Here is a 22,917-nt window from a genome sequence, read left to right as displayed (position 1 = left end):
GCTAAGTAAGAATTAATACCATACTAGAGCGTGTTAAATATTTGTATATGAATTTTGTTTTTGGCAGGAAAGTTTGGCCTAAGCCAGAGAATTGCTGGCCCGCAACCTATTACGGGCCAAATTGGTCAGATGCTGAAGCTTGAACCACATCCACAGGTGGTGGTGGCATTGGGGTTATTAACCAGAAAACGGCTACCATCAAGCCCTTCGCTATAGTCAACCGTGCCGCCTACCAGATACTGCAAACTCATAGGGTCAACCACTAATGTCACACTGTCTTTATCAATGGTGGTATCACCATCGTTAACCTTTTCATCAAAGGTAAAGCCATATTGAAAGCCCGAGCAACCACCGCCAGTAACAAACACCCGTAACTTGAGGTTCGGGTTTTCTTCTTCTTCAATCAACGCTTTGACCTTGCGGGCCGCCGCATCGGAGAATTCAACAGGATAGGCTGATTCGACAGACATCTTTAACCTCAATCAGGACCGAAAAAACCGGGTGCACCGGTTGTATGCAAACGCCGCTATTATCTTATACCTGACTATTTCAATCAACTATTCAGTTCGGCCGTTTCCGACACCGACAACAACCACTCAAAGCTGCGTTTTAGCTCACCCTTTTTAGGCTTCGTCAGGCTGCAATCCACTTCGAGGCGCTGAGGAATAAAGCCTTCTGGCAGTTGGAACACCCCTTCCAGCACCTCAAAATAGCGGAATCGAAAGCCTAGGGGCTTGCTGTCATCGCCCATTAAGTCAGTAAGTACCAACTGCGACGGCGTGCCATCCTTACTACCATGAATCACTACCTGTGCTTGGCCTTGCACCAGATCTTTACGCTTATCTTTTTGCATCATCACCAATGCAAAACGAAAATAGCCCGGGCTGTTGGTCGCTTCGATATCCAAGGAATCGACCACCACCCCCTGCTCTTGCATCTCTGGGGCCATGACTTTCTGGTAGAAGGACAATTCCCGACGAATCTCCGCCTGCTTTTGCATACTCTGGGTAAGACTACCCTGCATCTGTTGGCTGGCTAAACGCTCAACCTCCAGTTCCACGCCCAGGATATTCAGGCTTTTGGTCAGCTTATTATTTTCCGCCGTGACGTTCGCCAAACTTTGCTCGAGGGCCTCAATCTGACGCGCTTGGTATTCATACTGATGGTTACCCCAACGAATTCCCAGGTAACCAACCAATACCAGCAGGGCGATCATCAGCCAATAAAAGCGCATGGCGCCCAACTTCGTTTTCAATGCTTTAGGAGACAGCAACATCCATTTCCTCTTTGACCAAAGTGTCTGTCATATCAGGGTTTTCTTCTGCTGAGTTGTGATAGACTTGCGATAAATCGCCTTGCCAACCACACCATGAATTTACAGGGACTGCGCCAGGAACTCGCTCATCCACGCACCTCAGTGCAACTTTGCCTGCTCGGCATAGTCGGCGGTGTTTGTGCCGCTGTGGTGATAATTCTGTTTCGCCTGACCATCGAGCTATTGCAGGGATTGTACCTGCAACAGGGCGACAATTTTACCACTATGGATGCAGTTGACCGATTTATTCTGCCCATCATCGGCGCCGCCCTGATCCTGCTGTTTGCCTTTGTCACCGGCTTTAAGCATTACCGTATGGGCATTCCCTACGTGATCCACCGGGTTAAACATCGTTATGGCCACATTCCACTGCGTACCAGCATAAACCAGTTTTTTGGTGGCGTCGTTGCCCTGGCCAGCGGATTTTCAGTTGGGCGTGAAGGCCCTAGTGTGCATTTAGGGGCGGCGGGCAGTAGCTTCTTAGGTCAGTGGTTAAAACTCCCCTATAACAGTATTCGAATTCTGGCAGGGTGCGGCATTGCTGCGGGCATTTCCGCTTCCTTTAACACCCCCTTTGCGGCGGTCATTTTTGTTATGGAAGTGGTGCTGCGTGAATACAAAATCCATATTTTCATTCCCGTCATGCTGGCTGCTGCCTGTGGCTCGGTGCTAACCCGCCTGGTATTTGGCGAGGGCAGCGAACTGGCGCTACTTAACTTCGGCCAGTTTAATAACTGGTTCTATTTGTACCTGATCCCGGTAGGTGTGTTACTGGGTGCCATGGCCACCTTATTTAATAATCAGTTAATGAATATGATTCGCTGGTTTCGCCCCTTGAATATGGCCAGCCGATTATTACTCGCCGGGTTATTAACAGGTATGGTTGGCTATTTGCTGCCGCAGGCGATGGGCTCGGGCATGAGCTCCATCCAGTTTGTAGTAAGTTCACCGGATAATCTCGTATTGCTATTTGCCATTCTGGCCGCCAAGTTCCTTCTGACCTTGATAGCCTTGGGCCTGGGTGTACCCGGCGGGGTAATAGGTCCGGTTATCGGTATGGGGGTATTAACCGGCGCCATTATGCTGCTGCCCTTGGGGCTGTTTATGGATGATACCTCCGCCTATACCGGCACCTTTGCCTTGTTAGGTATGGCTGGATTACTCAGCGCCGTGTTACATGCGCCGTTGGCGGCCTTATCTGCGGCCATGGAACTGTCGTTGTCTCCACAAATTATCTTGCCAGCCATGCTGGTGATTGTGCCAGCCTATGTCACGTCGACTCAGTTATTTAAAAACCGCTCCATTTTTATTCGCCAACTGGATTACCAGAAACTTAGCTACACCACGTCGTCGATTCGTGAGCACCTGCAAAAAACTGGGGTTATGGCCGAAGCCAACAAAGACTTTAAGTTGTTTCAGGATAGCCCAGAGCAGCTTATGCTCAACCACTTGCAGCAACAGCCCACGGATTTAATAGTACTGGCGCAAGATTTTGAAATTGGCATGCAATATTCTCTTGTACAGTTTGATGTAAGCCTGAGTCCGGACCAGAGTAACCCGCTTAAATATGTGGTGATGGAAGGTGTACCTGCCCAGGCAACCCTCGCCGAGGTATACGAAATTCTGCAAGCCAGTCGTGACGGTGCCGTTTATATCTATGAAGACACCCCCAGCGACATTGTCGGAGTAATCACCTGGAACGGCTTGCGTGCCCAATTAATGAAGGAGCAGTACTGATGATTTTGTGGCTCAAGGCCTTACACGTTTTCTTTATGGTGGCTTGGATGGCCGGGATTTTTTATCTGCCCCGCCTGTTCGTTTACCATGCTCAAACTGACAACCAGGCGGTCAAAGACCAGTTTAAAGTCATGGAGCGCCGCTTGTGGTGGTTTGTTACCCCCTTTGCTGTGCTGACCCTGGTATTCGGCCTGGCGCTGATCTTTACCTACGGCCGCGATTGGTTTCGCGCTTCCATGTGGCTGCATTACAAACTAGTTGGCGTGATTGCCATTTACGCCTATCACTTCTACCTCTATCGGCTGCTTAAACAATTTGCCAAAGATGAAAATCATCATTCACCGCGCTTCTATCGTTTTTTGAACGAAGCGCCAGTATTAATACTGCTGGCGATAGTTTGTCTGGCGGTGGTTAAACCCTTACTCTAAAGAGAGAGTTGGCAGAGGCTGAATAGGTCTGCCAAGACAAGCAAAACTGTTTTGATTGAGTAAAAAAGAGGTGCATTTTGGCTGGTATGGGAACGCTGTTCTTTTTTTGCGGAAAGATGGGGGCCGGTAAGTCTACCTGGTCGCAGAAAGTGGCATCTGAAAACAACGCGGTGTGCATTTCAGAAGATGACTGGCTTTCTGCGCACTATCCCAATCAAATCGAAACATTCGAAGACTACCTCAAGCTCGCAAGCACCATCAGACCCTTTGTTAAACGGCATGTGCAGCAGATCCTGGCGACCGGTACCAATGTGGTTATGGATTTTCCAGCTAACACAGTACGGCAACGAGCTTGGTTTGTGACCTTGTGCAGTGAACTGGGTGCGAAGCATCAGATGATTTTTCTGGAGCTGACTGACGAGCAGTGCCTGGCACAGATTGCAAAACGCCGTATCCAACAGCCGGAGCGCGCCCACTTTGACACCGAGGCGGTATTCAGACATGTCACTGAATTCTTTGAATTCCCCGGTGATGACGAAAAGCTGAATATGGTGAGTCGCACAGGTATCGACCTCTAGCCTAGTCCCCCAAGCTGTTTACCGGCCTTGGGGGTAGTTTGCCCTTAGTCAAAGAAAGCTGAGATAAAACGCCAGGCAACCCAGTACCGGGATAGTCTTCACCGCTCGGTCTTGCTAAAATCCACCCACTCCCAACTAAGCCGATATCCCCATGAACCAGTTCAAAGGTCAGCACATTCTTTCTGTCAATCAATTCAATCGCGACAACATTCAGCAAGTGTTTCAGGTAGCAGACAGAATGCGCCCTTACGCGCACCGACAGAAGCGCACCAAGGTGTTGGATGGCGCTATTTTGGGTAACCTGTTTTTTGAAGCCAGCACCCGTACCAGGGTCAGTTTTGGAACGGCGTTTAACCTGCTGGGGGGAGAAGTCAGAGAAACCGCGGGTATGGCCACTTCAGCACTGTCTAAAGGCGAGTCGTTGTTTGATACGGCCAGGGTACTGTCCAGCTATTCAGACATTGTCGCTATGCGTCACCCGGATGCAGGCTCAGTGGCCGAATTTGCCGAAGGCAGCCGGGTGCCGGTAATTAACGGCGGTGACGGGCCCAACGAGCACCCCACTCAGGCCTTGTTGGATCTCTATACCATCAGCAAGGAGCTGCAATTCCACGGCGACAGCATCGAAGGTATGCATATCGCCATGATAGGCGACCTGAAACATGGACGCACTGTGCATTCATTATCCAAACTGCTGTGTCTGTACAAGAACATTCGCTTTACCCTGATTTCCCCGCAGGAACTGGCTATGCCGCAATACATCATGGATGAAATTGACAATGCCGGTCACAGTTTTAAGGTTACCGATCAGTTGGAAGGCAGTGTAGATGCTGATATCTGCTACCAGACTCGCGTTCAGGAAGAGCGCTTTACCAGTAAAGATGAAGCCAACAAATATCGGGGTAAGTTCCGCCTTAATCAGGATATTTATACCCGTCATTTCCAGTCCAAAACCGTGATTATGCACCCGCTGCCACGCGACTCCCGCGCCGATGCCAATGAACTGGATAATGATTTAAACCTCAACCCCAATCTGGCTATCTTCCGCCAGGTAGATAATGGGGTATTGATCCGTATGGCACTGTTCGCCTTAACACTTGGTGTAGAAGATATTGTTGAGAAGTACGATTGCGACGTGCAGTGGTACAGCAACAAACAAAACATCTAGCGCCTCTCTCTTTTAACTTATTCAGGCTGATAACATGCAAAAATCCATTCAGTTGTTCGAACGCGCCCAACAGCACATTCCCGGTGGCGTTAATTCTCCGGTTCGCGCCTTTAAAGCCGTTGGTGGCACGCCGTTGTTTATTGAGCGGGCCGATGGGCCTTACCTGTTCGACGCCGATGGAAAGCGTTATATCGATTACGTGCAGTCGTGGGGCCCTATGATCCTGGGGCACAATCATCCTGCTATTCGCCAGGCGGTACTGGACGCGGTGGAAAAAGGCTTAAGCTTCGGCGCCCCCACCGAAATCGAGGTACAGATGGCCGAACTGGTTAGCCAGCTTGTCCCCTCCATGGAAATGGTGCGCATGGTTAACTCAGGCACCGAAGCCACCATGAGCGCCATTCGCTTGGCACGCGGCTATACTGGCCGCGACAAAATCCTGAAATTTGAGGGTTGCTACCATGGTCATGCAGACGCGCTACTGGTAAAAGCCGGTTCTGGCGCCCTGACCCTTGGCGTACCCAGCTCCCCGGGCATTCCTGCCGATTTTGCTCAGCACACTCTGACAGTGGAATACAATAATCTGGACAGTGTTCGTCAGGCATTTGCCGAGGTGGGCGATCAGATTGCCTGTATTATCGTTGAACCTGTTGCCGGTAATATGAACTGTATTCCACCGGTTGAAGGCTTCCTGCAAGGCTTGCGCGCCATTTGTGATGAATATGGCGCGGTATTGATAATCGACGAGGTCATGACAGGTTTTCGTGTCGCACTGGGCGGCGCGCAAGCGCACTATGGTGTGACTCCGGATCTGACTTGCCTGGGTAAAGTACTGGGCGGCGGCATGCCGGTGGGAGCCTTCGGTGGTAAAGCCGAGATTATGCGCCATATCGCGCCCACCGGGCCTGTCTATCAGGCTGGTACCTTATCCGGTAACCCTGTTGCGATGGCCGCCGGTATTGCGTCTCTCACCGCTATTCAGCAACCCGGCCTGTATGAGCAGTTAAGCCAAACCACCAAGCAATTGGCTGAAGGCTTTAAAGCCTTGGCGGATAAACATGGCATCCCTATGAGCATCAACTATGCAGGTAGCATGTTTGGCTTGTTCTTTACCGATGTTGAGCGAGTGACGAATTATCAACAAGCCATCAACTGCAACCAAGCGCAATTTAATCGCTTCTATCATGCCATGCTGGCTGAAGGCGTGTATCTGGCCCCAGCCTCCTATGAAGCGGGCTTTGTATCCGCCTGTCACGACCAGGCTATTATCGAGCAAACCCTGGCAGCCGCAGATCGCGTGCTAGCGACTCTGTAAAGTCTTAAGATGGGCGGCTGATAACACAATTTCGGCCGCTATTCTTTGCCTGATAAAGTCCATCGTCGGCCCGTTTCATTAAGCTTTCTATCTTATCTTCGCTATGTAGCGTACTGACGCCAGCACTGATGGAAATGGAATAAGACTCACCGAGTTCCTGTTTAAAATCATAGCCAGCAACAGTCTTGCGTAGCCGCTCTGCAAGCTGAACAGCATCAACCAAGTTAGTATTGGGCAACAGTACCGCAAATTCTTCGCCACCATGTCGGCATAGCAGATCCTGCTGGCGGAGCTGCTTTTGGCACAAGTTAGTGATAGTGAGCAGCACCTTGTCACCGGCAATATGGCCAAACTTGTCATTGACGCCTTTAAAACGGTCCAAATCGAAGATAATCAGAGATAAGGGATGGTGGTAACGTTGATATTCCGCGAAGCGCTCTTCCAAGGCTTCCATCAGCTTGCGCCGATTGAAAGCGCCGGTAAGTTCATCCTGCTCGGATAAAATCTTAAGTTGCATCTGCATCTTGTAACGTTCAGTGATGTTTCTGGCCACCCACACCACGGCACGCTCACCTTTCACGGGTTTTCGCAGCGGCTGAATACGCCCTTCGAACCAGATCTCCTCATCAGGTCCTTCGGCTAATTCCAATCCCTTTACATCTCTGGCCCCCAAAGCATACTCAACCGTTCGAAGGCGTCCTTCGCTGATAGTTTGCTGGATTTCCTGCAAAAACCAATCAGCCCGCTCTTTGGGCAAAACATCATGCAGGCTGAAATTTACCAAATGCGAGCCATCGTGGTAATACCGGGCGTCATGACCACCTATCAAGGCGACATACTTGCCTGACTCAGAGAGAACAAAGACAGGATCCGGCAAAGCCGCCAACATCTCCATCAGCAGTTCAAGATTTTGCTTCAATCAGGTTGAACCTCAACAACGTAACAACAAACGCCTTATTCAAAACCGAAAGACAGGGCAAATTTTTGGTCTGCCTGGACGGGAATCAATACGGCCCAACAAATGTAACACTCCAGTTAATTTTATATTAGCATGAGTCAAAATGTTTGATAGACCAAGCAGGTGGGTAATAGTGTTATGCCCGCTGTTTGTTTCAGACCACGCCATGGAATGGCAGGACGCCCTGCATGCTTGAGGCCAAGCATTAGAAATAGCCCCAAAACACAATGACACTGTGAGTTAGCCTCATCATTTTACAATATTGGTGAAATGCATCGTGATATGGGTGACCAGGAAACTGCATTAACCTATTTTCAGGATGCGTTACGCTTGGATATTGATTCTGGTCAGCCAAAGAACATGGCCGACAGCCACACAAAAGTCGCCAACGTACTAAAAGACTTAGGCAGAATTGATTGGCCCGTCAGCAAATCACACGGGCACAGTGCCGGGGATTTGATGCCACAACAATTTGCCGCGTCACTCCAACAGGTATTTCGCAGCTCTGACTATCTGGGGCGCTGGAGTGGTGAGGAATTCGTAGTTGTCTCTCGTTTTACCAACCGCAGGCGAGCAGCAGAGCTGGCACAGCCTTTACTCGATAGAATACCCACAACAGGTAAACGGGCATCAGGCTCTGGAAGCCGCTGATGCTTGTCTTTATGCGGCTAAGTCTTCGGGCAAGCGTTGCTGGATTGCTATAGAAGGAGTCCAACCTGGCTATTTACCTTCCCCCCACCGACCAATAGGCTGCACTAGCCAGTCAAGATAAACTGATTACCAAGGTTTCTACAGACTAAGTATTGTGGCCATCGAACCCGGATTAATCACCGAATAAGCGCTCCCAGAAGCTCGGTTTTTTCGGTGCTTGCTTGGGTTCCCTTTTGCCTTCGCAGTGCTGCGCAGCGGCAAGTGCATCGAGTACCGCTGGCACACTAACACTCTGTGGGCAACCAGGCTGCAGATGCTGGCCGGTCACACTATCAAAATGTGCAATACCCAATCCTTGTGGGAAAGGTCTCACCAGGGATTTAGGATGCTGGCGCTTCAAATAATCAATATACAGAGGCAGTGCGCCAGTAGCGCCAGCCAGGCCTGTGGCTTCGTTGTTGTCTTTACCCAGCCAGATAGTCACCAGATTATTGCGGTCAAACCCGGCATACCAAGCATCACGGTAGTCATCCGTGGTGCCGGTTTTGCCGGCCAGATGCAAGCTCGGGAAGCTTTGCTTAAGCACTTTGGCGGTGCCATCCCGGGTCACTTTATTCAGGGCATAGTTGAGCAAGTACACTGCCTTACGATCTGCGCGGCGCTCACCAGTCAGCTTTTGCTGCCAAATCAGACGTCCGTCTGAATCAGTAACGGTGTCGATAGTATGCAAAGGAATATACAGCCCTTCATTTGCCAGTGTCTGGTACATCTGATTGACTTCAAGAGGTGTAAAAGCCGCTGCGCCTAAGGTTAATGCCGGATAAAGACTCACGTCTTCCTCCACGCCCAGGCGTTTCAGGGTATAAGCAATTTCACTTAAGCCAACCTCCATTCCCAGGCTGACCGTGGGCACATTAAGGGAATGGCTCAAGGCCGTCAGTAATGATACTTCGCCTCTGAATTGACGGTCGGCATTTTGCGGCGACCACAGCTGCCCTTGGCTGCTTTTCAGTTTAATAGGCTCATCTTTTAACGGGGTTGCCAGATTGTAATAAGCCGGTTGTTCCAGTGCGGTCAGGTATACCGCGGGTTTAATAATAGAACCTATCTGCCGCCGTGCATCCAAGGCCCGGTTAAAGCCCTGATAATCGGTATTGCGGCTGCCCACCAAGGCGCGAATTTCACCGGTAGCAATGTCACTAACCACCATAGCGGCTTCCAGCTCGCTGATCTTGCGCCGCTTTTCCAGCCCATCCAAACTCTGACTGACTGATTGCTCAGCCTTGCGCTGGGCCAGTGGATCCAAGGTGGTAAAAATTTTAATCCCAGCCTGATGCAAAGAGGGATCAGGCAAGGCAACATTGAGCTCACGGCGCACCTGATCCATAAAGGCCGGGTGTTTTCCCTTTGCCAGCTTCGAACCTTGCGCCAATCCAAGCGGGGTTTTTAACCAGGCCGCATACTGCTGAGCGGTAGCTTGCTGATCATCAAAATACAAACGCAGTACCAGGTTGCGTCGTTCCAGTACCCGCTCTTCATGGCGACGCGGATTGAAGAATGAAGGACCTTTGATGATGCCCACCAGCATCGCCATTTCCGGGATGCTAAGCTCATCCAATGGGCGGTCGAAGTAAAAATAGCTGGCCAACCCGAAACCATGCACGGCGTTGGCACCGTTCTGCCCGAGGAACACTTCGTTAAGGTACGCCTCGAGAATCTCATCCTTGCTGTAACGCAGCTCAATTAACAGCGACATCAAGGCTTCATTTAGCTTTCTACTCAGGGATTTCTCCTGACTGAGGAAGAAGTTTTTCACCAACTGCTGAGTTAGCGTACTGCCCCCTTGCACGGCCCGACCAGCACTAACATTCGCCACCAGGGCGCGCAGAATGGCCAAAGGAGCCACACCAAAATGCTGGTAAAAATCCCGGTCCTCCACCAGCAACAACATTTGTACCAGTTCAGGCGGCACATCAGCGAGCTCAACCAGCATACGGTCTTCCTGACTGTTGTTGGCAAACCGGGTTACCAGCCAAGGTTCAAGGCGTAGGCTGTTCTGGGCGCGCCCACCATCCAGTTGGATGCCGGCAAGCTCTCCATTGGCAAAAGTTAGTGTTACCCGAGCTTCGTCCTCAAAGCCTCCGGCAAATTCAAAGGCGCGACGATGGAAGATCAGCTGATTACCCTGTCGATTGAACTGACCGCTGCCTTTCACCGAAGGTACCCTGCGGTAGGCCAACCATTCGAGCTCTTCGACGACTTCGTCCATCGCCAATTCCTGGCCAACCTGAAGCAACATCGGCCTGGCATAAATTTGGGCAGGTACCTGCCATTTACTACCACTGAACTTGTCTTTTATTTGCGCATCCAGATACAAGCAGTAGGCTGTCAGACACACCAACCCGACCAGAACAATCTTGAGACTGTGGCGCCATAACCACTTAAATGGATTGCGGGATGGTTGTGCTGCTTTGCGTTTTGTCATTACATCGCCTTCTTGGTTCGCGTGGTCGCCTGGGCAGAGGCCGGATTGTCCGGCCAAAAATGTTTGGGGTAGCGCCCTTTCATTTCCTTCTGCACATCCTTGTAAGTTCCTGCCCAAAACCCGGCCAGGTCTCGGGTCTTTTGTAATGGACGCCTGGCCGGAGACAAGAGTTCAATAATTGGGATGATACGCCCCTCTGCAATAGTCGGTGTGTCGGCCTGACCATACATTTCCTGCATGCGTACCGACAAGGTAACCTGACCATCTTCGCTGTATTCCAGTGCACAGCGACTGCCGCTTGGCACGACGAAATGGGTGGGCAAGGCTTTATCCAGCCAGCTTTGCATATTCCAGTCCAGACGATTGCGCAGCAATGCGGCAAAATCCAGAGCTTGTAACTGTTTTAAGGTACGTACCTCAGCCAAGTAAGGTATCAGCCAGTCGGCAAGACTGTCCAGCAGGGCGGCGTCTGTCCAGGCCGAGAGTTCAGGCTGGCCAAGGGTTTTAGCGGCCAGATGAATACGGTTTAACAGCTGCTTGGCATTGTCTGCCAATGGCAACCAGGTCAGGCCTTTTTCACGGATAAGAGAGGCCCAGATCTGCTCGAGTTGGGCCTTATCCGGGTTGGCCATCACTTCATTACGTACCACAATGCTGCCCAGTTTCAACAGCTTACGAGCGCGGATCTGCCCAACGTCATCATGCCAGTCACAGCTAACGCTGGATGTCAGCCAATGGCCCGCTTCCGCTTCCAGTACCGGCCAATCAAGTCTGGCCGTCAATCCCGCCCGGATATCGCCACCGGCACCGGTCTGAATAAGATCCGCCACCAGCAGGTAATCGTGATCACAGAGTGGATCTTGCTCATCCAGCTTGATGCCAATACCTCTGGCAAGCAGATAGCGACCTGCGCCACGAGACTTAGCTATCCGGTCTGGAAATGCGTGAATAAGCAAGCGTGCCGCATCACGACTATCAACCTTGTCGACAAACTCGCGCTGCAAACGCCGCATCCAGTTTACCGCCAGTTGCATAATGGGATCCTGACGATGGCGCAGCAGCCAGTCGATACGTTCACTGATACACAAGGTATGCGAGGCTTTCAGCGGATCTTTACTTTCCAGCAAGGCGGCCAGCATACAAGCTAATGCCAGTGCCGCCGAGCCCAATTGCTTCGCGTGCAACATCATATTGGCTAGGCGGGGGTGACACCCCAACTGGCATAACGCTTTACCGTGACGGGTAATTCGGCCGTCACTATCCAATGCGTCCAGCTGCACCAATAATTCCCGAGCTTGAGAAAGCTGGGCTTGCGTCGGATAATCCAATAGCGGCAATGCCGTCAATTCCGTCCCCCAGGCAGCCGCCTCCAACATCAGCGGCGCTATGTCAGCAAGCAAGATTTGCGGCTGACTTTGACTGGCCATGCGACACAACTGATCCTGTCCCCACAACCGGTAGCAACGACCGGGGCCGACCCGCCCTGCCCGCCCTGCCCGCTGCGTGGCAGATGCCTGAGAAATGCGCTGGCTGGTCAGGTGAGTCACGCCCTGATTCAGTTCAAAGCGAGCCACCTTTTCCAGGCCACAATCAATCACCTGGCTAATATCTTCAATGGTAAGACTGGTTTCTGCTATGTTGGTAGCAAGCACTAACTTTTTCATCCCAACAGGCAATGGCTCCACGGCGGCCATTTGCGCTTGTTTACCCAGTTCCCCATACAAACAATGCAACTGCACCTTGCTATCCAACTGCTCAGACAAAAGCCCAGCCAACTTTCGGATCTCGCCCGCGCCAGGCAAAAACGCCAGCACCCCGCCATCTTGCGTCAATGCCTGTCGAATAACAGTGGCCATAAAAGGCAGCCATTGCTGCTGAGATGGCGGAACGTGGTAAGAGTAGTCAATAGGGAAACTTCGCCCCTCACATTGCAGCCATGCGGCATCCGGCAATAAACGCTCCAGGCCCAGCTCATCGAGGGTGGCCGACATGAGCAACAAGCGCAGATCCTCACGCAAGGCACTTTGGCTTTCCAGACACAAGGCCAGGGCAAAATCGCTATGCAGATTACGCTCATGAAACTCGTCAAAGATAACTACAGCGGTATCTGCGAGCTCAGGGTCCTGCTGCAACTTGCGCGTGAGCAGACCTTCGGTCAGAATTTCCAGACGGGTGTTCTGACCGGTTTTATTCTCCCCACGCACACGATATCCCACGGTCTGTCCGACCTGCTCCCCTAACTGAGACGCCAGATAACCGGCAATAGTCCTCACTGCAACCCGTCGGGGTTGCAACATCAGGATCTTCTTGTCTTTAAATGATGGGTTTGCCAACAGCCATAAGGGAATGGCTGTCGACTTACCGGCTCCAGGTGGAGCACTTAAAATAACGTTGCGACGACCAATCTCTTCTAGTAACTGGGATTTAATACTGACAACAGGCAGAGACATGCTCGGGAACTCACCTTAGCTATAGGGTGGCTGATTCAGTGCCTGACAAACTAAGTAGGTGCAAGATCTTATCAGCACAAAACAACAATTTGCGTTTAGCTCGCAACCACAAGATGGCAGATTGTATCATGCCATGCACCAAGCAGAAGAGGCCACTCGCTCTTAACATTCCCCTCCTGGTCCATTCATAGTAAGGTCACAGCTCAATCACGGGCTTTACTGGCGCGCACCCAGTACTCCTCTAAATAAAATGATAAGAGATCCTCGATGCGACTTTTCTTTGGTCTTGATTTTACTGGCCCAGACAAACTGGCCATAGATCAATGGCGTAATAAAATGCTGCCATCGCTGGCCCATCCCGTAGCACCCGGCAATTTTCACATTACCTTGGCATTTTTAGGGGAAACAGCAGACAACGCGCTGGAAAGGGTGTATCACGCCGCGCATCAAGTCTCAGGAGACAGCTTCAGTTTGCACATAGATCAAACTGGTTACTGGTCCAAACCTAAAGTCTATTGGATTGGCCCTACGCAGATACCATCCGCACTTGATGCTTTGGTGACACAATTACGAGACAAGCTGAACCAGCAGAGGATATCGACAGATAACCGCCCTTATCAGCCGCATATCAGTTTGTTTCGTAAACTACGTGAAAATCCCCCCGCGCCACTTTGTGCCCCAGACATGTATTTCGACGTTAAAGCATTTTGTTTATTTGAGTCACAATCTACCACCTCCGGTGTCCGTTACAGGGTAATGGAACACTGGCCACTGACAGAGCCTGGCTCAATCCGCGAACAGTTAGCCCGTGGGCACTTCCAGTAATGGTTTGCACTAAAGCCAAGAGGTTTTGCTTATCCTGGTAGGGCTTACTGAGTTTTTGAGTATAATTTTGTTCAAATCAAGCCTCTTCTGGTGACAACATCCTAAAAATGCCGCTTTTACCCCGCCCTGCCAACTGGTATAACGTTGCCCAAGCAAACTGAAGGACGCTGCCATGCAACAAACTTTTCGCCTCGTTATCGATTGTCCGGACCAAGTAGGCCTGGTTGCCGCTGTCAGCCAGTTCTTAGCCGGTCACAATGCAACCATAGTGGAGGCTAGCCACCATACGGACCTGCAAACCGGCAGATTTTTCATGCGCCATGAAATTCGCGCTGATTCTCTGCCTCTTAGCCTGGAAGCCTTTCGCTCGATATTCAAACCCTTAGCTGAGCAGTATCAAATGAACTGGCGTTTAGCTGACTCGCATCAAAAGCAGAGAGTGGCACTACTCGCCAGTCACGAATCGCACTGTCTGATTGATTTACTGCATCGCTGGCATACCAACGAATTGTATTGTGATATTCCTTGCATTATTGCCAACCACCCGCATATGCAGCAGTTTGCTGACTGGTATAACGTTCCTTTTCACTGGGTAGACTTTCAGGCACTTGGCAAGGAAAAGGCCTTTGCAGAAATTCATAGTCTGCTCAATCACTATCAGGCTGACCTCACTGTGTTAGCCAGATTTATGCAAATTCTTCCCAATCAGCTTTGCGAAGCTTTGGCTGGAAAAGCCATTAATATTCACCATAGCTTTTTACCTTCTTTTGCAGGAGCCAAGCCTTATCAGCAAGCCTACGATAGGGGCGTTAAACTGATTGGGGCCACCTGCCACTATGTCACCTCAGATCTGGATGAGGGCCCAATTATCGAACAGGAGGTCATGCGTATCAGTCATAGCGACTCTGCAGCCGATATGGTGCGCAAAGGCAAAAACTGTGAAAAACAAGCGCTGGCTAATGGCGTTCGTTATCACCTGGAAGACAGGGTGATTATTCACCAGCATAAAACCGTTGTTTTTGCTTAAATAAAACACTGTAGGTTGGGCATCATCCCATGCCAAACCTACTAACAACTTTATTCCTTCTGAATTTTTCGACACATCAAGATTCACCATCCTCTTGCATCTAATGTCACTTTGATTGTTCACAACAATCAAATCTAAACACATGATATTTAAAAACAAAATTAACTAGCCGAAATTTCCAAACTGTTCATATACTAGGCTATTTTGGCATCCTTCCGAAATTCAACAGGCGCCAAATTATAGCTACCTATTCGAATAATAACCTGGAGCACGCTATGCACATGTCAGGCAAACACGGACTTTGTAAAACATCTCTTCATCTGGCAGTCCTGATGGCACTAACGGCTTATCCCCAAGCCTATGCCCAAGCACAACAGGAGGTAGAAGCCGATACTGAAGTGGAAAAGGTGGTGGTCACGTCACGCCGCAAGGAAGAAACTCTCGTCGAAATTCCAATGTCAGTGTCCAGTATTTCCGCTATGGACATTGTTGACAGGAATTACACAAGCGCCACAGACATCTACCGTACCCTGGCTGGCGCAGCCATGCCAAGAGGACAGTTAATACTGCGAGGTCTGAGCGGCGGTAATACGACGGTGCCCAATACAACGGCTACCTTTGTGGATGACATACCTTTTGTATTCACCAATCTTTCAGACGTTGAACGCGTGGAAGTATTGCGTGGCCCACAGGGTACCTTATACGGTTCTAACGCTATCGGTGGCACGGTTCGTATTATCACTAACAAACCCAAGCTGGACGAGTTTGAATTATTTGGGTCAATGCAAGTTAGTGCAGAAAAGGATGTTGACGGTTATGACAACAACCTCACCCTAGGTATCAATGTGCCGCTTGTTGACGGTAAGCTGGCACTGCGGGTTAACGGCAACAAAGACTATGACCAACTGCCATTTGTCAACATGAATACCGGTCTGCAATCTGACAAAGAAAACAGATTCTTACGTTCACAATTACTCTGGCAGGTATCTGACCAGATGGATGTTACCTTGGGATTTAGCCGGGTCGAGAATCACGAACGGGGAGAAAACCTAGGTGACCGCTCAAAACCCGGCTACTACTATGATTTTATTGCTACCGCCAATCCCGACGCCCCTTATGGCTATGATATTGAAGACATTGTTGTTGAATGCGATCCCACACTGGAGCGCCCGGCCTGCCGCGGCGGCAGTGCACCTAAAGTTGCACAGAATGTTGCACAGAAGTATCAGGTCTGGGAACGCCTGGACCCCTGGTATAAGAACAGTTCTAACCTTTACACCCTGAACATCAACCATGACAACCTGTTTGATGTTGCCACTCTCAACTATGCTGGTTCCTACCGCAAATACAGCATGAGTTCACTTGATAGCTGGACCAGGCTGGACGCAGATGATTTATTTCTGACCTGGATTATCAATGACGATTACGACGATTATCAGGAAAGAACCACCCACGAGCTACGTTTCCAGAACCTGAATCCAGGCCCCCTGAGCTGGACTGTCGGTATGTTCTACGACAAAAAGCTCACCGAAGACTCCTTTAACAATCAGAACCAATATCATGAACAAGGCGATCTGGTGTCTGCACTGGCCCTGTATTGGTGGGGGGTGGACGTTACCGAGCTAGGTAAGGAAAATTTCGGCAATCCACAAAATAACTGGCGTTACTCACTGATTAAAGACTATTACCGTGAGCTGGCCTTTTTTGCTGACGTGGCTTACACCTTTAATTTGGGTGATATGGGAGAGCTAGAGTTAAACGCCGGTGTTCGCCGTTTTGATCTCAAAGACGACTTTCATGATGTTGCAAGCGGAATTTGGTCGAATGAAACCACCTTGTCCGGTGGCAGTGAATCAGGAAATCGTTATAAGTTCAGTGCATCCTGGCGCCCTTCCAGAGATATGTCTGTTTATGCATTATATTCCGAAGGCTATCGACCAGGTGGCAATAACGGTCCATTGGCAGGCTCCTGTCAAGACGACCCCAATGCGTCACAGCGACAAAACCGATATACGTCCGATGCTATCGAGAATTATGAGTTAGGGATCAAAGCGAGCACATTTGGTGGACGCTTTGACTTTGCCGCGGCAGTCTATCAAATAGATTGGACGGATATACGTACTAGCATCTATATGCCGACTTGTGGGTTTAGCTTTACCGCCAATGCTGGCGAAGCGCGTTCTCAAGGGTTTGAATTCGAATCTACTGCCAGACTGGCTGATGAGTTGGAACTGACTTTCAATACTTCTTATACCAATTCAGAAATCACCAAAGACAACGATGCAATTGAAGCGAAAAAAGGCGACAGCATGACCATGGTGCCGGATTGGAACGCTTACCTGGCTTTGGATCAGGGCTTTGAATTATTTGGTAAACAAGCCTATGCCCGGGTGGATTACACCTATTATGGAGAGTACAAAACCCATTTTAATGTTCGGGATGAAGACGTTGTTCCTGCCTACAGCTACTTTAATCTTTCAGGACGTATAGATGTCAGCAACGATGTCAAACTGAGCCTACATCTAAACAACCTGTTTGATAAAGAAGCAGTGCAATATCGCTATGCCAGAAGCAGAGATAAGGATAACACTACCGCTCAGCAATACATCGAGTACCTCGCGGGCAGAACCTTAACCCTCAGAATAGATTACACTTTCTATTAATCCAATTGAGCGCCCTCGTTGAGGGCGCTTATCTCAACTTGCCGACATGTTACGAACTGCTAGGTTCCTAGCTGTCAAATAATCCAGCTTTAACTGTTTAATCAACCCGGTAATCATCGCCAGTTCCTGCTCCAGCAAAGGTAGTTTGTCGAGATCATAGGCTGAAACATTTATGTCAGCGGTATCCAGCAGGTCGCCAAAGTAAGAAATCATCAGCAGTACCTGATTGCCCTTAAACTCACAGCTTAGCCCCGAGCCTTTAGCTCGCGCCCGAAACAGGTCATCTAACGCCAGTAAACGCTCCATCATCGCCGGTGAAAGCAAATAACGGGAATACTGCTGGTCTGTACTACTGACCTCGAAGCGTTTTTCAAACCCGGGATTTTCCAGTGCCACTTTGCGCCTGGCCATAGAGGCGGCAAACATATTACCAAGCTTGCCGTAGTCCATCCCCACTACAGTATGACCATGCAGCTGAAACGGCACATTAAGCACCACAGCCCCACCGCGAAACACTGTTGTTGATGACTTGTGCCCCTTACGTTCAAGCTTAAGTTCACAGAACTCAAACTCGATATCTTCAATTTTCCCAGCAATATGATCCTCATGGGATTTGCTGGAAAAAGACGGCATAGTGTCCAGAGCCTTGACCGCCTCGATATCTATACAGCCATTCTCTCTATAGCGAAAATCACCAAACGCCTTTAGCAATACCGGCATTAACATCTGCTTGTAATGTTTGCGATACTGCATCTCAGGATAAATAATCCAAATGCCCATGCCTGCTGCGACAAAGAGCACACTGATATGCAGGTCACCACTAGCCAGATACAACAAGTCCCAAATCAAAGCGGGTAACCAGAGTATCCAGCCAAGCCACAACACCCATTTCTTGTTACGCTTTTTGGTCGCAAGCTTCTCTAGGCGAAAAGCTTCCAGCGGCTCAAGTAAGGGTTTAACGTCGGACTCAATCAATGCCTTAAATTCATCCGACAAGGGAATATTGGTATCAACATGACGTTTAAAGGCCGAACCATCCACCAGTTGGCGGATGGCAACACCAGCCTGTTGAAAAGTATGCAGAAAATTACTCATGATTGCAGGAAGCTATCGGCATCGATAGGTTTACGCTCAGTGTCAGCCACCGCAAAAAAAGGCATAGGTTTTAAACTCAGGATGGCAGCGATAAGATTACCAGGGAAGATCTGAATAGCGTCACGGTAACGCTTACCTGCCGCATTATAACTGCGTCTGGCAGCAGAGATATGCTCTTCCACATCGGCATATACTCGCTGTGCTTCCAGCATATTCTGTTGAGACTTGAGCTCAGGATAATTTTCTACAGCCACCAGCAAGCTGCCCATTTTCTGCGACAAGTCAGCCTCCAGTGCAAAGCGCTCCGTTTGAGCGGCTTGCCCGGAGGCTTTTAAAACTTCTGTTCGCAAGCGGGTAATGTCTTCCAATAGGGATTTCTCGTGCTGCATAAAACTGGCGGCAATTTTCAGAATATTGGGAATTAAATCGGTGCGTTTTTTTAGCTGCACATCAATTCCGGCAAATGCTTCTTCCGTCGCATTGCGTCGGGAAATGATGGAAACATACCAGATGTACAAAAGAATCAGGGGGATGGCCAAGATGGCAAGGGTCGTCCAAGTCACTACTACACTCCGTTGATTTGGTTAGCACGGAAGATTATTTGTTCTCTCACTTGTGGGTCAAGATTTTCCTGCCAAATAAAAAAGAGGCCGTAGCCCCTTTTAACAGAAATCTGCATCACAACGCCTTAAAGATGGCCTCAACTGAGGCTTTAGCGTCGCCAAACAACATGGCGGCATTATCCTTAAAGAACAGCGGATTCTGCACGCCAGCGTAGCCAGTATTCATGGAACGCTTAAACACTATCACCTTACGCGCTTTCCAAACCTCCAATACCGGCATACCGGCTATGGGGCTGGATGGGTCTTCGGCAGCCGCAGGATTGACCGTGTCATTCGCACCTATAACCAACACCACATCTGTCGAGGCGAAATCCTCATTGATTTCATCCATCTCCAATACGATGTCATAAGGCACTTTAGCTTCGGCCAGTAACACATTCATATGCCCGGGCAAACGCCCTGCGACCGGGTGAATACCAAAACGCACCTCAACACCCAGGCTGCGCAGCTTCTCAGTAATTTCATACACTGGGTATTGTGCCTGGGCTACCGCCATACCGTAGCCAGGGGTGATAATCACTGAACTGGCGTCTTTTAACAGCTCCGCCACCTCTTCAGCATGTACTTCCCGATACTCCCCCATCTCTTCGCCACCCGAAGACACCCCATCCGTGCCAAATCCACCGGCGATCACGCTGATAAATGAACGATTCATCGCCTTACACATAATGTACGACAGAATCGCGCCAGAACTTCCCACTAAGGCACCGGTGACAATCAGCAGATCATTGGACAGCATAAAACCGGCCGCCGCAGCCGCCCAGCCTGAGTAGGAGTTAAGCATCGATACCACCACTGGCATATCCGCACCACCAATGGAAGCAACCAGGTGCCAGCCAAACGCCAGAGCGATTAAGGTCACTAATAACAGCGCTAACGCTGAGCCCTGAGCACTAACAAAATGCGAAAGCAGTAAAACTGATACCACCACAGCGGCTAAATTCAGCTTGTGACGGTGGGGAAGCATCATAGGCTTAGAAGAGAAAATTCCCTTTAGCTTGCCAAAAGCTACGATGGAGCCAGTAAAGGTTACCGCGCCGATAAATACACCGAGAAAGATCTCTACCAGATGAATACTTAGCATGGCCCCATACAAAGGAGGATGATCTATAAAAGTGTTGTACCCAACCAGTACCGCAGCCAACCCGACAAAACTGTGCAGTATGGCCACCAATTCCGGCATCTGGGTCATTTCCACTTTACGCGCCAGATGCATACCGATTGCCGCACCAATAACCATGGCCAATGCAATCCAGCCCAATCCGGCTGATGTCGGGCTAAAAATGGTCGCCAATAAGGCAATAGCCATACCTGCCATGCCAAAATAATTGCCGGCTTTAGCACTTTCCTGTTTAGACAGCCCCGCCAGACTTAATATAAATAGCAAGGCGGCAATGATATAAGCAGCTTGAACTAATCCTGCAGACATCTACTTGTCCCCCCTGCGAAACATCTCCAGCATTCGCTTAGTCACGGTAAAGCCGCCAAAGATATTGATACTGGCGATCAGCACAGCGATAAAGGACAAAAAGGTCACGAAACCGTCTCCCTGCCCTATCTGCAACAATGCTCCCACCACAATAATCCCCGAAATCGCATTGGTCACTGACATCAAGGGGGTATGTAAGGCGTGCGTCACGTTCCACACCACGTAGTAGCCCACCACACATGCCAGCACAAATACCGTAAAGTGGGACAAGAACTCTGGCGGTGCACTGCTCGCCAGCCAGCCAAATAAAAAGGCTGCAATCGTCATCAACAGGTACTTTCGTTTAGGATCCATTGGCGTTTCGGGCGCCTTGGCTTTTTGTAGCTGTGGTTTGGCTTTAGGTTGCGCAGACACTTTGATAGGAGGAGCGGGCCAGGTAATCTCACCGTCTTTGACTATCGTAACGCCCCTGATCACCACATCTTCAAAATCCAGTTCGATTTGGCCGTCTTTGTTTTTACATAGCAGCTTGGCCAAGTTAACCAGATTGGTGGCGTACAACTGCGATGACTGAGTGGGCAACCTGCCTGTCATATCGGTATAGCCAATGACTTTCACCCCACCGGGTGTGGTGACCAGTTTATCCGCTTTGGTGTAAGCACAATTACCACCATTGGCTGCGGCCAGGTCTACCACCACACTACCGGGTTTCATACTGTCGATCATTTCCTGACTTATCAGCTTAGGCGCCGGTTTACCCGGTATCAGTGCGGTTGTAATAATAATATCCACATCTTTAGCTTGCTCGGCATATAAGCGCTCTGCGGCCTGATTAAACTCAGCAGAGGCCTCTTTGGCGTAGCCATCACTGCTCTGCTCCATGCCTTTCACGTCAACTTCAAGGAATTCAGCACCCATGCTTTGAACCTGTTCCTTGACCTCAGGACGCACATCGAAGGCGCGCACTATCGCCCCCAAACTGCCCGCCGCCCCAATTGCCGCAAGTCCAGCAACACCGGCTCCAGCCACCAGCACTTTTGCCGGTGGTACCTTACCTGCAGCGGTTATCTGCCCGGTAAAAAAACGGCCAAACTCATGTGCGGCTTCCACTACGGCACGATAACCGGCAATGTTGGCCATGGAACTCAAAGCATCCAACGACTGAGCGCGTGAAATTCTCGGTACTGCATCCATGGCAAGCACACTGACTTGCTTCTCCGCCAGCGTGCTGATTAACTCCGGATGTTGCGCAGGCCAGATGAAGCTGGCGATAGTGCTACCGGCTTTCATTAATGCAAATTCATCTATCTTTTTGCGGCCATTTTTCATCGGCGCATTGACCTTAAAGATGATGTCGGCCTGCCACACCTCTTCCCTGCTGGCTAACCTTGCGCCTGCATCCACATACGCCTTGTCAGTAAAACTGGCGAGCTCCCCTGCACCGGCTTCGATCACTACGTCAAAGCCAAGTTTCAGCAGTTGCTCGACTGTCTTTGGGGTCGCAGCCACACGGGTTTCGTGGGTAAGGATTTCTTTGGGTACACCAATGAGCATAGGCAGGTCCTTGTTGGCTTTACTGGTCATTTAACCACCAGTTCTACCGAATGACGCAAACCTAATCAATCTTTTTTATAAAAGAGGACAACAAACAAAAGCGAGAAAATAGCACGCCCGGAAAGACAGACTGCCCTAGGATCATGGCAATCAGAAGATCACAGAATAAGACAATTGCAGCTGAGTTTCTCTGAAGCTCTGACCGTCCTGACGGCCGGAATTAAAGCGGTTTTGATAAGCCACATTATTCAGTGTCATCCTCAAACTTTGCTGCTCGGCCAACGCCAGTTTTGCATTAAGCAACCACCCCTGACGACTGCCAAGCAACATAGTCCGCGATTGGTTTAGCGATAGCTCTCCGGCGTGGGTCAGCTGCCAGCCAAAACCGACGGATAAATCTTCGGCAAATCTGAATTGCGGCACCAATGAAAATTCTAATTCAGAAATACGGTGGCTGTTCGGACAGGCAGAAAGTGTCTTGTCTTTCTTGCTCACTTGAAAAGAGAATTGCACATCTTCATTCACCGGATGCAGACTCCCAGCGCTGATAGCGTACAGCCCTTTCAGATTGCGACTGGTCTTCAAAGATAACACCTGCCTCTGAAGGCCCGGCAAC

At 49.9% G+C, this 22,917-nt stretch carries 19 protein-coding genes; 9 read left to right on the top strand and 10 right to left on the bottom strand.

Annotated features, from left to right (window positions below; genetic code table 11):
• Positions 1 to 125: 125 nt before the first annotated feature.
• Complete coding sequence (gene erpA / locus J0A65_RS14195) at positions 126 to 470, bottom strand: iron-sulfur cluster insertion protein ErpA (RefSeq protein ID WP_206594887.1); 345 nt, start codon at positions 468 to 470, stop codon at positions 126 to 128.
• Positions 471 to 553: 83 nt separating this feature from the next.
• On the bottom strand, positions 554 to 1,276 hold the full coding sequence (locus tag J0A65_RS14190) for a DUF6776 family protein (protein WP_206594885.1): 723 nt from the start codon (positions 1,274 to 1,276) through the stop codon (positions 554 to 556).
• A gap of 93 nt (positions 1,277 to 1,369) precedes the next feature.
• On the opposite strand from J0A65_RS14190, the gene J0A65_RS14185 reads away from it, so the two are divergent.
• The 5 genes from J0A65_RS14185 to hemL all read left to right on the top strand — a co-directional run bounded on the left by J0A65_RS14185 (position 1,370) and on the right by hemL (position 6,541).
• Entirely contained in the window at positions 1,370 to 3,052 is a 1,683-nt protein-coding gene (locus tag J0A65_RS14185; RefSeq protein WP_206594883.1) for a chloride channel protein, read from the top strand.
• Positions 3,049 to 3,480, top strand: a complete 432-nt coding sequence (locus tag J0A65_RS14180) for a CopD family protein (RefSeq protein ID WP_206595045.1) — start codon at positions 3,049 to 3,051, stop codon at positions 3,478 to 3,480. The genes J0A65_RS14185 and J0A65_RS14180 overlap by 4 nt, the downstream gene beginning before the upstream one ends.
• Before the next feature lie 86 nt (positions 3,481 to 3,566).
• Complete coding sequence (locus J0A65_RS14175) at positions 3,567 to 4,058, top strand: P-loop nucleotide/nucleoside kinase family protein (RefSeq protein WP_206595044.1); 492 nt, start codon at positions 3,567 to 3,569, stop codon at positions 4,056 to 4,058.
• A 151-nt stretch (positions 4,059 to 4,209) separates the two neighbouring features.
• The gene (locus tag J0A65_RS14170; protein WP_206594881.1) at positions 4,210 to 5,226 is read left to right on the top strand and encodes an aspartate carbamoyltransferase; all 1,017 of its coding nucleotides are present in this window, start codon (positions 4,210 to 4,212) and stop codon (positions 5,224 to 5,226) included.
• 34 nt (positions 5,227 to 5,260) lie between these two features.
• Complete coding sequence (gene hemL / locus J0A65_RS14165; protein WP_206594879.1) at positions 5,261 to 6,541, top strand: glutamate-1-semialdehyde 2,1-aminomutase; 1,281 nt, start codon at positions 5,261 to 5,263, stop codon at positions 6,539 to 6,541.
• 4 nt (positions 6,542 to 6,545) lie between these two features.
• On the opposite strand, the gene J0A65_RS14160 is transcribed toward hemL, so the two are convergent.
• Positions 6,546 to 7,460 (bottom strand): GGDEF domain-containing protein, encoded by a 915-nt coding sequence (locus J0A65_RS14160; protein WP_206594877.1) that lies wholly within the window; start codon positions 7,458 to 7,460, stop codon positions 6,546 to 6,548.
• A 321-nt stretch (positions 7,461 to 7,781) separates the two neighbouring features.
• Between J0A65_RS14160 and J0A65_RS14155 the strand changes: the two genes are divergently transcribed.
• On the top strand, positions 7,782 to 8,150 hold the full coding sequence (locus tag J0A65_RS14155) for a diguanylate cyclase domain-containing protein (protein ID WP_206594869.1): 369 nt from the start codon (positions 7,782 to 7,784) through the stop codon (positions 8,148 to 8,150).
• A gap of 172 nt (positions 8,151 to 8,322) precedes the next feature.
• Here the strand turns inward: J0A65_RS14155 and mrcB are convergent, their stop codons facing one another.
• Positions 8,323 to 10,635: a penicillin-binding protein 1B gene (mrcB, locus tag J0A65_RS14150; protein ID WP_206594863.1), complete on the bottom strand. Its 2,313-nt coding sequence runs from the start codon at positions 10,633 to 10,635 to the stop codon at positions 8,323 to 8,325.
• Positions 10,635 to 13,085 (bottom strand): ATP-dependent helicase HrpB, encoded by a 2,451-nt coding sequence (gene hrpB / locus J0A65_RS14145; protein ID WP_206594861.1) that lies wholly within the window; start codon positions 13,083 to 13,085, stop codon positions 10,635 to 10,637. The genes mrcB and hrpB overlap by 1 nt, the downstream gene beginning before the upstream one ends.
• Before the next feature lie 267 nt (positions 13,086 to 13,352).
• Here hrpB and thpR point away from each other — a divergent pair, with 267 nt between their 5' ends.
• The 3 genes from thpR (at position 13,353) to J0A65_RS14130 (ending at position 17,600) form a co-directional block, all read left to right on the top strand.
• Complete coding sequence (gene thpR / locus J0A65_RS14140; RefSeq protein ID WP_206594855.1) at positions 13,353 to 13,910, top strand: RNA 2',3'-cyclic phosphodiesterase; 558 nt, start codon at positions 13,353 to 13,355, stop codon at positions 13,908 to 13,910.
• 172 nt (positions 13,911 to 14,082) lie between these two features.
• Positions 14,083 to 14,937 (top strand): formyltetrahydrofolate deformylase, encoded by an 855-nt coding sequence (gene purU / locus J0A65_RS14135; protein ID WP_206594846.1) that lies wholly within the window; start codon positions 14,083 to 14,085, stop codon positions 14,935 to 14,937.
• 332 nt (positions 14,938 to 15,269) lie between these two features.
• Positions 15,270 to 17,600 (top strand): TonB-dependent receptor, encoded by a 2,331-nt coding sequence (locus tag J0A65_RS14130; protein WP_232849964.1) that lies wholly within the window; start codon positions 15,270 to 15,272, stop codon positions 17,598 to 17,600.
• A 33-nt stretch (positions 17,601 to 17,633) separates the two neighbouring features.
• On the opposite strand, the gene J0A65_RS14125 is transcribed toward J0A65_RS14130, so the two are convergent.
• From J0A65_RS14125 to J0A65_RS14105, 5 genes are all read right to left on the bottom strand, one after another.
• Complete coding sequence (locus J0A65_RS14125) at positions 17,634 to 18,695, bottom strand: DUF3137 domain-containing protein (RefSeq protein WP_206594836.1); 1,062 nt, start codon at positions 18,693 to 18,695, stop codon at positions 17,634 to 17,636.
• On the bottom strand, positions 18,692 to 19,258 hold the full coding sequence (locus J0A65_RS14120; protein WP_206594834.1) for a LemA family protein: 567 nt from the start codon (positions 19,256 to 19,258) through the stop codon (positions 18,692 to 18,694). The genes J0A65_RS14125 and J0A65_RS14120 overlap by 4 nt, the downstream gene beginning before the upstream one ends.
• 115 nt (positions 19,259 to 19,373) lie before the next feature.
• On the bottom strand, positions 19,374 to 20,747 hold the full coding sequence (gene pntB / locus J0A65_RS14115; protein WP_206594832.1) for a Re/Si-specific NAD(P)(+) transhydrogenase subunit beta: 1,374 nt from the start codon (positions 20,745 to 20,747) through the stop codon (positions 19,374 to 19,376).
• Positions 20,748 to 22,301, bottom strand: a complete 1,554-nt coding sequence (locus J0A65_RS14110) for a Re/Si-specific NAD(P)(+) transhydrogenase subunit alpha (protein WP_206595043.1) — start codon at positions 22,299 to 22,301, stop codon at positions 20,748 to 20,750.
• Positions 22,302 to 22,451: 150 nt separating this feature from the next.
• Positions 22,452 to 22,886 carry a hypothetical protein gene (locus tag J0A65_RS14105; RefSeq protein ID WP_206594825.1) on the bottom strand — a complete coding sequence of 145 codons (435 nt, stop codon included), beginning with the start codon at positions 22,884 to 22,886 and terminating at the stop codon, positions 22,452 to 22,454.
• Positions 22,887 to 22,917 lie beyond the last annotated feature (31 nt).

Source organism: Bowmanella yangjiangensis (genome assembly GCF_017255015.1).
Classification (GTDB): domain Bacteria; phylum Pseudomonadota; class Gammaproteobacteria; order Enterobacterales; family Alteromonadaceae; genus Bowmanella; species Bowmanella yangjiangensis.
This window is presented reverse-complemented; position numbering and strand designations above follow the sequence as displayed.

Coding starts and splice junctions, on each gene's coding strand:
- J0A65_RS14155 (WP_206594869.1), top strand. CDS start 7,782: ATGGGTGACCAGGAAACTGCATTAACCTATTTTCAGGATGCGTTACGC.
- J0A65_RS14175 (WP_206595044.1), top strand. CDS start 3,567: ATGGGAACGCTGTTCTTTTTTTGCGGAAAGATGGGGGCCGGTAAGTCT.
- mrcB (WP_206594863.1), bottom strand. CDS start 10,635: ATGACAAAACGCAAAGCAGCACAACCATCCCGCAATCCATTTAAGTGG.
- J0A65_RS14170 (WP_206594881.1), top strand. CDS start 4,210: ATGAACCAGTTCAAAGGTCAGCACATTCTTTCTGTCAATCAATTCAAT.
- hemL (WP_206594879.1), top strand. CDS start 5,261: ATGCAAAAATCCATTCAGTTGTTCGAACGCGCCCAACAGCACATTCCC.
- purU (WP_206594846.1), top strand. CDS start 14,083: ATGCAACAAACTTTTCGCCTCGTTATCGATTGTCCGGACCAAGTAGGC.
- pntB (WP_206594832.1), bottom strand. CDS start 20,747: ATGTCTGCAGGATTAGTTCAAGCTGCTTATATCATTGCCGCCTTGCTA.
- erpA (WP_206594887.1), bottom strand. CDS start 470: ATGTCTGTCGAATCAGCCTATCCTGTTGAATTCTCCGATGCGGCGGCC.
- thpR (WP_206594855.1), top strand. CDS start 13,353: ATGCGACTTTTCTTTGGTCTTGATTTTACTGGCCCAGACAAACTGGCC.
- J0A65_RS14130 (WP_232849964.1), top strand. CDS start 15,270: ATGGCACTAACGGCTTATCCCCAAGCCTATGCCCAAGCACAACAGGAG.
- J0A65_RS14190 (WP_206594885.1), bottom strand. CDS start 1,276: ATGTTGCTGTCTCCTAAAGCATTGAAAACGAAGTTGGGCGCCATGCGC.
- J0A65_RS14125 (WP_206594836.1), bottom strand. CDS start 18,695: ATGAGTAATTTTCTGCATACTTTTCAACAGGCTGGTGTTGCCATCCGC.
- J0A65_RS14110 (WP_206595043.1), bottom strand. CDS start 22,301: ATGCTCATTGGTGTACCCAAAGAAATCCTTACCCACGAAACCCGTGTG.
- hrpB (WP_206594861.1), bottom strand. CDS start 13,085: ATGTCTCTGCCTGTTGTCAGTATTAAATCCCAGTTACTAGAAGAGATT.
- J0A65_RS14185 (WP_206594883.1), top strand. CDS start 1,370: ATGAATTTACAGGGACTGCGCCAGGAACTCGCTCATCCACGCACCTCA.